The 12,697-nt window shown below is 67.7% G+C and carries 5 protein-coding genes and 1 pseudogene; 5 read left to right on the forward strand and 1 reads right to left on the reverse strand.

The features are described 5' to 3' along the window. The first annotated feature begins 44 nt into the window (after nt 1–44). Entirely contained in the window at nt 45–2,768 is a 2,724-nt protein-coding gene (gene cas3, locus ACZ45E_RS19730; protein WP_468222230.1) for a CRISPR-associated helicase Cas3', read from the forward strand. A 2,407-nt stretch (nt 2,769–5,175) separates the two neighbouring features. On the opposite strand, the gene ACZ45E_RS19735 is transcribed toward cas3, so the two are convergent. Beyond that, a complete protein-coding gene (locus tag ACZ45E_RS19735; RefSeq protein ID WP_468222232.1) occupies nt 5,176–6,399 on the reverse strand; it encodes a hypothetical protein in 1,224 nt (407 codons plus the stop codon). Between the two features lie 168 nt (nt 6,400–6,567). Between ACZ45E_RS19735 and ACZ45E_RS19740 the strand changes: the two genes are divergently transcribed. The 4 genes and pseudogenes from ACZ45E_RS19740 to ACZ45E_RS19755 form a co-directional block, all read left to right on the forward strand. Then, nucleotides 6,568–7,398: an AbiTii domain-containing protein gene (locus ACZ45E_RS19740; protein WP_329410964.1), complete on the forward strand. Its 831-nt coding sequence runs from the start codon at nt 6,568–6,570 to the stop codon at nt 7,396–7,398. Then, a complete protein-coding gene (locus tag ACZ45E_RS19745; protein WP_329410967.1) occupies nt 7,395–8,180 on the forward strand; it encodes an AbiTii domain-containing protein in 786 nt (261 codons plus the stop codon). Before ACZ45E_RS19740 ends, ACZ45E_RS19745 begins: the two co-directional genes overlap by 4 nt. Before the next feature lie 598 nt (nt 8,181–8,778). After that, nucleotides 8,779–12,234: an NACHT domain-containing protein gene (locus tag ACZ45E_RS19750; RefSeq protein ID WP_468222234.1), complete on the forward strand. Its 3,456-nt coding sequence runs from the start codon at nt 8,779–8,781 to the stop codon at nt 12,232–12,234. Nucleotides 12,235–12,310: 76 nt separating this feature from the next. Next, nucleotides 12,311–12,518 (forward strand): annotated as a pseudogene (locus ACZ45E_RS19755) (phosphotyrosine protein phosphatase); the annotation flags it as partial. Nucleotides 12,519–12,697 lie beyond the last annotated feature (179 nt).

Below are 12,697 nucleotides of genomic sequence, written 5' to 3' on the forward strand. Positions count from 1 at the left end.
CGCCGGGGCCGGGTAGCCCGTCCGCACGAAAGGAATCAGGGTGCGTGTCCGCTCTGTTCGAGCCCCGGCTGTGGGGCAAGGAACGCGGTCTTACCCACCCGTATCCGCTGGGCTGCCACGCCATCGACGCCGCCGTGATGGCGGCAGCCCTGTGGGACCGCTACCTCACCCCCCGCCAGCGCACGGTCATCGCCGACGGCTGGGGACTGACCGAGCCCGAGGCCCGCTCCTTCGTCATCTGCCTCGCCGGCCTCCACGACCTCGGCAAGATCACTCCCGGCTTCCAGGGCTGCGCGCCGGGCGCCGGTCCGCTCACCGGAGAACCCGGATACGAACCCACACCCGCCAACGTCAGCAGTCCGAGCCACCAGCGGGCTACCCACCTTGTCCTGCCGGAACTCCTGCACCGCCTGCACCGTCTGCCGCTCAACGGCCGTCCCACCCGCGGTGCGGCCCACCAGATCGGCCAGCTCCTCGGCGGCCACCACGGCACCTACCCGATCGCCCTCTCCCATCAGGGCAGCGAACTCACCTGCCCGCTCGCCTCCGCACCCGGCTTGGGGGAGAAGGCGTGGGACGAGCAGCGCGAACACCTCATGCACCTCATTTACGACCTCTTCGGCACCCCCACCTGGCCCACCCCCCCGGCCACCGGCCCCGCCGCAGCGGTCACCACCGGCCTGGTGATCCTGGCCGACTGGCTCGTCTCCCAACTGTCCTGGATCCGCGCCCGCCAGCGCCGCTGGGACCGCGACCGTACCCACGACTGGCACGCCCACGCACGCCGTGCCCGCCGCGCCGCTCCCAAGACACTGCGCGAAGCCCAACTCGTCCCACCCACCTGGCAACGCACCCGCAGCTTCCGCAACCTCTTCCCCCACCTGCGCGGCAAGACCCCGCACCCCCTTCAGACCAGCCTCGCCCAGTCCCTCCCAGCCCTGGCGAAGAACGGCCCCGGACTACTGCTGATCACCGCTCCGCCCGGCGAGGGCAAAACCGAATGTGCCCTGTTCGCCGAACGCATCATGGGGCCGTCTGCCGGCACCAAGGGCCTGGCCTTCCTGCTGCCGACCATGGCCACCACCGACGCCATGTGGGCCCGGGTCCGCGCACACGCCCGCGCCAACTGCCGTACTCCGCCCCCCATCACGCTGCTGCACGCGATGGCCTGGCTGGACGCCGACTACACCCCTGACCAGCTCGCCACCGCCACCAGCAGCCCGGACATCGTGGCCGAATGGCTGCGCGGCCGCCACCGCGGCTTCCTCGCCAGCATCGCCGTCGGCACCTGGGACCAGGCCGCCCTCGCCGTCCTCCCGCACCGCTTCATGGCCCTGCGCTGGCTCGGCCTGTCCGGCAAGACCGTCATCATCGACGAGGTTCACGCCTACGACGCCCACGGCCACGCGCTGACCCTGCGCCTGCTCGAATGGCTCGGCGCACTCGGCGTCCCCGTCGTTCTGCTGTCCGCCACCGTCACCGGCGACACCGCCGCCGCCCTCATCCACGCCTACCGCCGCGGCGCCGGACACCACGACACCCCACCGATCACCCCCAGCTACCCCGGCTGGACCTACACCGACCACACCACCGGAACCATCACCACCTCACCCACCCTCGGCTCCAACCGAGCCCACCCGCTCAACATCGACACCATCACCTGCACCCACACCCACAACCCGGACCGCGCACGAGGTCGCGCCCGCGCCGTCCTCAACCTCCTCGCCCCCCTCGAACAGGCCCACAAGGGCTGCGCGTTGATCATCTGCAACACCGTCGCCGACGCCCAGGCCACCCGCGACCTTCTCGACACCACCTGGGCGACCAGCACCGACCGGCCCCTCGTACGGATCCTGCACGCCCGGATGCCCGCCCGGCAGCGCGCCGCAATCACCCGCCGCCTCCAACGGTGGACCGGCCCCAACGGCAAACGCCCCAACCGGCCATTCGTCGTGATCACCACTCAGGTCGCCGAACAGTCCCTCGACGTCGACTTCGACCTCGTCGTCAGCGACCTCGCCCCCCTCGCCCTCCTCCTCCAGCGAGCCGGCCGCGGCCACCGCCACCCCCGCACCGACCGCCCCACCTGGGCGAACACCCCACGCCTGGCTGTCCTCATCCCCGCTGGCCAACTCCCTCCTCCTGCCTGGGGAGACGTCTACCCGGCCTCCCTCCTGCGCCGCACCCGCGACCTCCTCACCACCCTCGACGGCGAACCGGTCAACGTTCCGCAAGACGTCCAACGCCTCGTCGACCAGGTCTACGGACCCGAGTTCGCGGGCGCCGACGACACGGCCCGCCTCGCCGACGACACCCAACGCGCCGCCACAGCCCACCTCACCGCCATCCCCGCCCCGGCAGCCGTCCGCGACCTGCACCCCCTCACCAACACCGACGAACACCCCGACCAGATCGCCACCCGACTCGGCGCCGAGAGCGTCCGCATCCTGCCCACCTACCTCACCCCCGACGGCAACCACTGGCTCCACCCCACCCACTACACCCCGCGAACCGCCCTGCCCCAGCACATCGACCCCAACGACCGCCACACCATCCGCCAACTCATGCAGGCCACCATCCCCATCAACAGCCAATGGCTCACTAGCCGCGACCCCACCACCCACACCCCCGACAACTGGTCCCACATCCCCGGCCTACGCGACCTCATCCTGCTCCCCCACCCGGTCACACGCACCGCCATCAACCCCTACCGGGCAGCAGGAAGAGCCATCAGCCTCGACCCACAGAACGGCCTCGTACGCCACTGACCCTGGTTAGCTCCTCCGGCCGTGAGCCGCGCACCTTGATAACAGAACGGCAAGGTCGACCTGTCTATGCAGGTCAATGAGAGTCTGCTCCGTAGCTGTGGAGGTCACCCGGCCGGGCCGCCGCCCCTCGGCACATCGATCGCGACTGCTCCGCAGCTGCGGAGGTCACCCGTCCCGCATCTGCTCATCGATGAGGAGGGATGGGTCTGCTCCGCACCCGCGGGGGTCACCCTGGGTCCGCCTGTTCGCTGGTGATCTGCGTGACGGCCACTCCGTGCCTGCGGAGGTCACCCGACCTGGAGGTATGCCTGCGCGCCGAAAGCCGCGACCACTCCGCACCTGCAGAGGTCACCCGGTGGACCAAAGGATCTATGACCTGCGGCACGAGCCCCCTCCGCATCTACGGAGATTACCCGCCCTGAAATCAAGCAGCGCTGTGACCAGGGCGCGTCTACTCCGCAACCGCATAGGTCACTCGACGGCGGCCGGCGACCCCCGACCGAAGACCACGTCCGCTCCGCATCTGCGGAGGTCGTCCGCCGGACGGGGTCTACGTCCTGCACTGGCTGGAGTCCGCTCCGCACCCGCGGAGGTCACCCGCCGAAGTGGAACTCACCCGGGGCGCTCCGTGGTCTGCTCCGGACGGTGCGGAGGTCACCCGAACAGATCTCCGCCGGGCGTCTCTGTGTAAACGGCCGCTCCGAATCTGCGGAGGCAGCCCGGGGATCTTCTGCGCGTCGGTTGGAATGGCGACGTCTGCTCCACGCCCGCGGAGGTCACCCGCAGTCGAACACGAATCCGTTGTCGACGCCACAGGCTGCTCCGCACTTGCGGAGGTCACCCGCTCCTGCCGCGGGGTCAGAAATACATCGTCGGGTCTGCTAGCGCCCGCGGAGGTCCCCCGAAACTCACCGCGTACGCGAGGTCCCCAACGGGTCTGCTCCGCACATGCGGAGGTAGCCAGACGCCCACCGCCAACCTAGCGGGGAACGGTGCGTCCGCTCTGCGTCCCGCAGAGGTCACTCGGAGGACGACCACTCCGTAGACGCGCTCCGGTACGTCTGCTCCGTGCCCGCGGAAGTCACGCGCGGGCCACCTCGAACTGGACTCCGCTGCTCGTCGTTCGCTCCGCGCCCGCGGAGGTTACACGCAGAGGGTGGAGGCGAGGAGTTGCGGCATCGTGCTCTGCACGAGCTGAGGTACCCAGATCCCCGGGATCATCGCGGCCACCCCGACAGACTTTGCTGTGCACTCGCGGAGGCGCGTTTGGTAACCCCTTGATGACTGGACCGTGTGCTCCGTGCCCGCGGAGGTCAACCGCCGCCGTAACCGGCGCATAGCTCAAGGATCAGGACTTCTCCGCACGCGCGGAGGTCACCCGCTTCAGATCATGCAGCAGGCTGCCTACGAGCAGTTCGCTCCGCACTTGCGGAGGTAACCCACCTTCGCGATTCTTCACGGGGCTCACGTGGAGCATCGCTCCGCACCCGCAGAGGTAACTCCGATGCCTTCGGCAACACACTCATCGTGGCTCTGTTCGCTCTGCGCCCGTGCAGGTCATCCGGCTTGGCCTACTGCAACGTGACCACTCCGTCTGTTCCGCGCCTTCGGGGGCCATCCGCCGTGGTGGTTACCGGACGCGGTGACGGGTGGTGTCTGCTCCGTGCCCGGAGGCGACCCGGAAATGCTGTTGCAGTCGATGCCGATCCTGCGGTCTGCTCCGCACTCGCGGAGGTCATCGGTAGGTCCGGCCTCCGTTGGCGGCACGCTTGATACGGCCTTGAAGCTAGTCGGAAAGCGGAGCTACGCCAGAGGTAGCGAACGCACTGGTTAGCAGCCTCTTTTGCGTGAGCGATGCGTGAGCGGACGGCGTAGCACGAGCCGTCACGAGGCAGATCGCCCGTCTCCGTGAATGTGCCATGACCGGGTGGTTTCGGAGCCGGAAGTACCATCCGGAACCACCCGGCAAGCCTTGGCCAGGACTTTTAATCCATTGGGTGTCCGTTCGATTCCCACAGGTTTACCGGACGGAACCGCAGGCAAACGTTCTGACTCACGGCTTCTTTCGTTCACGGAGTGTCGGAGGACCAGGGTCGCCGTCGCCGCTGCGTCGCACGCAGGCACTGGAGAAGAACCGCAGTTACCGGGAGACCCAGTTGTCCGACCGCCTCCAGCGAGATGCAACGGAGGGCCAGCCGGTCAGGAGCTGAGTAACGACGCGTGGTCCGGTGTGGGCAGAGACGGCCAGTTCGTTGAGGACCGTGACGTCGATGCGGTTCGCCTCCAGGTGATGAAAGGCGAGTTCGTCGACAACGGTGAGGACCTCTCACCGAAGGTGCCGCATTGCAGTCTGGCTCCCCATGGACCGTCAACTGCCAGGAAGGGTTACCGCTTGTTGGCCAGCAGGTCAATCGGCATGGGGCATCCTTTGTTGCAAAGCATCGCCTACAGCCGAAACGGCCTCGCTCAGTCGACGGAACACCTTGGTGGGGAGAGCGAGCCGTCTGATACCTCGCTCAAGCGGCTCGCGCATATGGCGCTCGCAGACGACGAAATCCGCGTACCCGGCCGCACAGGACAAATAGATCATGTCCGTAAGGTCGTTCCTCCTCCAGTGCGTGCCCTTGTTGAGGTGCCGGTTGTGAAGCATCTCGCGGTAGAGCCCCGATGCAGGCAAGGCACCGAAGCCCTTCATGGGCTGCTTCTCAGCCCACTGCTGGAGTGCTTGCGGGGACACTCCCGCCGCGCGTGCTCCCTCTGCCAGTTCGCGCTTGAAGTCATCGAGGAGGAGGACGTCAATCGATCGACGCTTCTGCTGCGCGTCCCGATCCTGAACGTCGAGCCAGTCACTGAACCGCTGATTCGCCTCTGCCCACCCGGTATCAGGACCGGGCTCGAGATGTTCAGCGTCGAGCATGACGTCGATGTAGTTGCTTGCAGACGTCAGGGACACCAACCGGAAGGCGTCGTCGGCCGAGAAATCCGACGGCGGCGTGTACGGCGTCACACCGCGCGACGGCGCGTGGAGCGCGTTCGGGGCCAGTGTGAACACGGAAGACGCTCGGGCGCTGTCGGCCTCGCCCTTCCAACAACGGAACATCTCAAGGATCTCGTCTTCACGCACCTGCAAGGGATCTCGCATCTGCCAGCCTCTACTCAGCTGCAGAATGGTCAGGCCAAGGCTGTACCGCTTGTCCGACACCGACCACTTGGTCGTCTCGTAGTAGTGGCCCGCCGAGGCCGGCATGACGATCCGCCTGTTCCGAACCCACTCCGCCAACTGCTCAGCAGCTGCGAGGTCTTCTCCGCTCACCGCGTCTCCACCTTGCAGAGCCTCGCTGACGGGACGCCACATGTTCTGGTCTAGATACACGACAAGTCGGTGGTCCAGCTGGTCAGTTGAACCCCGAACAGGCAGTTCGAAGGCGATGTCGTCACCGTTGCGTGTGACAGCAAGCAAGCCACGCATGGGCGGCGAATAGTGTATCCGGGCCAAAAGGCTTGTATCAGCAAACATCGGGTGATTCAGGGGTTCCCTGGCTTCCTTGTTGTCTGAACGCGTCAGAACCACCGAGGACGTCTCGCGGTCGATGGTCATCATCACGACGAAGGGATCGCTCTTCTGGTTCACCACAGCATCGTGCAGGCGCGACACCAGCACGTCCAAGTGCTTTGCCGGCGCCACACGGGCGGGCCGCTGCCATCGCGGCGACGGACCCATGCGAGCAAGCCTCAGGTAGCCAGCCCAACGCAGTGCAGTCGACAGGTGTTGTCAGTGGGGCAGTGCAGACTGGACGCCGTGACGACACCCGACGTCCGCGGGCTGGAACAGCTTGAGCGCACTGTCCTGGACGAGACCGCCTCCCTCGCGTCCGCCCTCCGGCGCTGCCTGATGCTCGCTGGTTACGCCCGCCACGAGGATCTACGCGCATGGGCGCTCAAAGAGCTGGAGGGGTACGCACCGACCGATGAGCTGCCCTCGTACCGGAAAGTGCCGGCCGCGCTGGAAGTCATGGTCGATCTCTACCTCCCGGGTCAGATCATTCGAGGCAACACCCAACGGATCAGCCCGAACCAGCTTCCCGAGCACGCTCGTGATCGCGGCATCGGAGAGAGCGCACCGATCCGGCAAGGAGTCCGGGAACTTGAAGCACTCGTCGCCCACGGTGAGAGAGCATTGCACCTGAGCCCGCCCGGCTCGGCCGACTACGTCCTGCTGATGACACGGGAGCAACACCAGCAGGGAAACGAGGGCTCCCACATCACGTCCTTGCACTGGAACATCTCCCTCGCCAGCATCGCGGGCACCCTCGATCACGTCAGAACCCGTCTTACCCAGTTCGTCGCGGAAGTGAGGGCAGCCATGCCTCCCGGGCAGCAGAACCCCAACCCCGACCAGATCGACTCGGCCGCGCAGCAGGCCCTCAACGTCACGGGAGGCGACGGATCAACCTTCAACATCGTCGCGCCGAACGCGAAGGCGGACCGCGGCGGCACCGCGAGCGCCAACGTCAATGAGCCCGCGCCCACGACTCCCCAGCCCTGGTGGCACCGCACCTCGGTCATCTGGGGCGCCATCGCGGCAGTAGGTACGGTCGCCGGCGTCATCGCCACCGTGGTCGTGAAGTGAGACTCCGCCGGAGCCGCCTCGACCGGCTGGAGGACGACGTCCTCGACGAGAGACGTCCACTCGCCCCGACCCTGCGCCAGGTGATCGCCCTGGGCGGGCACGCCCACTCCGAGCCACTGAGGGCCTGGGCGCTACGTGAACTCCAAGGCTACGAGGGCACCGACGTTCCGATTCCCGAGTATCGGCGCATCACAGCGCCTCTGGTCATGGACGGCCTTGCCGGGATGTACAAGTTCCGGGAGCAGCCGGTCAGCATGTTCGACCTCCCGGACTTCGCCCGTGACAGCCTGGGCGACGAAATCCGGTTCGGACAGGGCGTCGGACAGATCGAGTCGCTCCTTGCCAGAAATCCAGGGGAGATCGTACGGCTCAGTCCGGCAATGGCTGCCGATCTGGCCGTGTTCATGAACGAGAACTCCCCCAGGCAGGTGTTCAGGTTGTATTGGGCTGTACATCCGTCGGCATTGGAAGGCGTTCTCGATCAGGTTCGCACCCGGCTCGTCCAACTGGTCGGGGAACTGCGGGCCTCAATGTCGCATGGTCAGCAGGACCCGACTCCTACCCAGGTTGCACAGGCCCTCCAGAACATCAACATCGTGACAGGCGACAACTCCTCGGTGACTGTCACTGCACCCGTCGCCGTCGCGCACCAACGCGGATCAGCACGAGCAGAGATTGCTAGCGGCCCGGAGCAGCCCTTTCCGCGAGCAGCGGTCGTATGGACGATCTCGATCGCGCTCCTTGCGGTTGCCGCCATCACCGCTCGGGGCATGTGGCCCTGATCCCAGCCGATCCACGAGGGCACATCCAGGGCACATGAGCCTGGGAAACGGTGTTGACCCGTGAGAACTACGGAGAGCAGTTTCCCCAGGTCAACGCACATTTCCCTGCGAAACCACAGGTCAGCCCCCTCCCACTCCCATTCGCTGCACAAGTGGCAAGACAGCTCTCCGCCACCAGCAGGGTGAACCGCCCCGGTTCTGATGGAAGCTCCGATGTGTTTCGTGCTGATGCCCGGCCAGGCACGGTAGACGGCGGGCAGGAGCCCAGGCTGCGGAACGCTGGCCATGGCTCGTGCGTCACGGTGCCGGTCCGGACGGACGCTGCTCGCGCCCGGACTTTTCCAGGACGGAGACCACGAGGGTTCAAGCGCCCGAACCCGAACCGCCCTTGTCTTGCCCCGCCTCTCGGTGTGACGTCTTACCATGGGGCGGTGCTCCGCCAGAGGTCAGGAGCAAGCGGTGTGGGTCGGTCGGGCGGAGTGCGGTCGGTGTGAGCAGGGCGGGGCAGGCTGGGGAAGTCGGCAGTGTCTTTCGGTGCGAGCTGGCCGCGCACTTGGCAGTGCACGGGCTCCGTGGCCGCACGGTGTCGGGGCTGGACGTGCCCGCAGGAGTGTGGCCCGTCCGGCTGGATTTCGAAACCAGCGACCCAACCGACGACATCCGTGTCACCTTCTCCGACGGACGCCACGCCTACGTATCCGCGAAGCGGAAGATCGACCGAGGCCGTCCGATAGAAGAGACGCTGACAGGGTGGGTGGAACAAGTTCCGACGCTCGGTCCCGACGATCTTCTGGTTATCGCCGGCGAGGAACTCATCGGGCCGGTAAAGCACCTCGACCGGGCTCTGCGACGCCACCGTGCGGGCCTGCCCATGGAGACTGGCGACGAGTCCAGGGCCCTCGCCCTCCTCATCGACCGGCTTCCGTCGCAGGTCCGCAGGCTTGTCCTTGACCGGGCGCGTGTCCTCCATCTGCCCGGCTCGACCGGACCGGCACCGCACCGGGACCTCCTAGCGGCCCTGATGGACTTCGTCGTCGCGGACACACAGGGACACCGTGCCGTGAGTACCCTGACCGACCTCTTCCACCGGCAAGCGGGCGCAGCGCTCGGGAGTTCCGTCGAGGACTGGGTCGCCGCCCTGACCGCCTCGGGGGTGACCGTGCTCCCGGACCAGGGGGGTCCGGTGGCGATGCGTCTGGCCTCCCGTCGGAACGCCGTCGACTCGTATCGCACCCGGCTTACAGCGGAGGCCGGACGGATCGACCTCAGCCTGCTCGCCGATGACCTCCCGCCCCTCGTCGTCGACGACCTCATCGGCGGCCTCCGGATCGACGTGGAGGGCGAGCGCACCTCCTCCTTCCTCCTCCAATACCTGAGGCGCTGGCGCCGCATGCTCATCGTGGGGCAACCGGGCTCAGGCAAGTCGGTGGCGGTACGCGAGATCGCAGCCCACTGTGCCAGCCACGCCGACGCCCCCGCGCCGATCCCCGTGTCGCTGCCGCGTCTGCTGAAGGGACAGCCGGGACGCCTAACCCTCGACGGCCTGGTCGATGATGCTGTGGCGGACACCGTGCCGGACGCGGACCGGGGACCGCTCGCCGCGTACCTCCATGAGGAAATCGGCCAAGGGCGCGGGCTCCTCCTCTGCGACGGGCTAGACGAATGCGGGGCGCGCGCGCCGTGGGTCGCGCAACAACTCGAAGAGATTCGAGCGTCTCTGCCCCCCGCCTGCGGGTTCGTGGTCACAACACGGACGAACGCGCAAGGGGCCGCGGCCCGGCTCGGCCTGCCCCGGGTCGAGCTCGCGCCTCCACAGGATCTCGACGCAACGGTGGACAGCATCCTCGTCGCCTGTGCCGAAGCACGGATTCCCAGGCCGGACCGAGCGGTTTTCCTGGCAACGCGACGCGCATGGATCAAGGATGCGAAGAAGGAGCACGCGGATCTGCTCGCGGTGCCGCTGCTCGCCGCTCTGCTCGCCCTCGTCTGCGCGAACGCACCGGATGCTGACCTCCCCAAAGGGCGTGCGGCGTTGTTGCACCGTGCGGTGGAACAGTCCGTGCACCGGTGGGAGCGGCTACGGGGGACACTCGACCCGGCCCGGCCCTGGGCACCCGCCCTGACGACGGGCATGCTCCTCGACGGGTTCGTCACGCTCGGACGACTCCTCGACGGCGAGGCGACCCCTCCAGCGGGACGCGCCCTCGAGTCACTGACCGGCATGCTACGGGACCCGCTGGGATGGGCCATGCCGCCCGCCGCAGCCGGCGAGGTGGCGGACCACGTGCTCCGGTTCTGGGACGAGCACGTCGCCGTGTTCGTGGTGAACGGCGCGGGCGAACTCACCGCCCGCAGCAAGGTCTTCGCTGAGATCGCAACGGCCATGTGGGCACGGTCGTGCGGGGCCGAGGAACTGAGGGACTGGCTGCGCCACGCCCTCGTCCACACGGACTCCGACGGAGCTATCGCACTCGCCGCCGGACTCGATTCCCGTACGGCTGAGGCTCTGCTCGACGTCGGCGAGACACAGCGGGAGGCCACTCTCATGGTGGCTGACCTCGCGGCGCGCGGTGTCGTGACTCTTTCCGACGGCGAACTGGAACGGGCCCTGGGCCAGCTCACGGACGGTGCTCTCGGCGCGCTTGCGGGCGAGCCGGTACTCCCGCGTGGCCCTGGCAGACCCCCGGAGTTCTTCCCGGCGCTGTGGGACAAGACGCGTGATGCGGGGCCCTGGCCCTTCGTGGAGGCCGCGTGTCTGCTGGCCCTGCCCTCGACATCGCGGCGTCGGCGGGCGGACCTTGTGGAACTGTCCGAGCTCGATGACACCGCCGAGTCGATCGCCCGGGCCCTCTGTGCGCTGACGGACGCCCGCACGGACGCAGCCCCCTTGGGCGAAGCTGAGATCGACGCGCTCCGCGCGGTGCTGGCGCTTCCCCTGCCGCAGGACTCCGAGATGGTGCAGAAAGGGCGGCGCAGTTGGGAGATGGTCGGTGGCAGCCGCCTCACACCAGGGCTTGAGCAGGTCGCCCTAGGCGCGGGCGAGCACCTGGGAGAGCTTGCCGACGACGCGGGCGAGCACGTGTTCGCCCTCGCGATGCACACGCCTGGGTACGTCGCCGAGAGGATCTACGCCGTACTCGCACGCGCGGGATTCGACACGAGTCGGCGTTGGGGGAACATCGCCGCCCAGCTGCGAGACTGGGCATCCGGCGCCCGGGACGACAGAGCGGCTCTCCTCTCGGACCTCGTGTCACTCCACGGCCCGTGCTCGGAGTCCACAGGCGGGGACTTCTGGTCGCTCACCGCCCTCGGCGACCTTCTCGCGGTGACCGGATACTCCGATTCCCCAGCGAACGAGATCGACCGCGCCCTCGCCCACGACAGCGCGGCGGAACGCCGGGCGTGGCTCGACGCGATGGCCGACGCGTACGGCATCGACAAGGCGGCCGTGGCCACCCAGGCTCGTCACCTCCAGCAGATCACCGCGCCCGATGCCCTGCTGGACGAATGGCTCGTCGCGGGCACACGGCCGCTGGTCAAGCCCTCGCCCATCCCCGGCGTCGGGCAGGTCCTCACGGACGCCCAGCAGACGGCGTTGCTGGCGTGCCTGGAAGCGGACTCCTCGTGGATGGCGTGGTCGGCGGCGAACGTGCTGATCAACCTTGAGGGAGGTCGCGTTCCGTGGGACGGTCAGGAGCTGTTCGACAGGGACATGACCCGTTGGCCTCGCCACCGGGCGGCCCTATTCCACGCCGTCGCCATCATGACCTCAGGCGATCGGCGCCCTTCGCTCCTGGCACGGGCTGCTTCCTCGGAGTCGGCAGACCACCGAGTGGCGGCGAGAATACTGATCTCTGCCGTACCGCGCCTCGACCCCAACGGTTCGATCGTGGAGGCGCTGCGCCGGGACGCCGACCTGTCGGTCCGTCCGAAGGACGCGCATCAAGCCACGCCCGCCCCGACGCACTGGAGTTGCAACCACTGCCGGACTGCCCAGGCCCTCGACACCGAGGACTGTCCGGGGTGTGACGACGGTGTGCGCCCTCGGCCCTGAGGACCACGCGCGACGTGTCAGGCGAAGGCGACCACCGCTAGATGGAGCGGCGGTCACGCGGAGGCCACCAATCATGATCCTCACCGTTGACGCGGTGAAGGAATCCGACGTGTGCATCACGATGGGTTGCGGCAACACCTTCACCAGCAAGCGCTACCTGACTGGAAGCTGGACGACTCCGCCGGCCAGGGCGTCGAGGCTGCATATCCCATCCGCGACAAGATCAAGACGGTCGCGCACCTAATCACCGGGATCACGCCGGCGAACCGGAGGCCACAGCGTAAGCGCCACACGCGCGGCAGCGACCGGATCGGTTGGCCAAGCACAAGCCGACAACGGCGGCTCTGGCCGGTGTGTTTCGGGGTGCGGATCCCCGATGCCTTCCGGAACACATGCAGCACATATGCGGCCGAGAAGCGCTGCGAACACGCGAGAACCGGCAAAGCGTGTTTCCGCAGCCCAA

The organism is Streptomyces sp. NPDC030991, assembly GCF_055571235.1.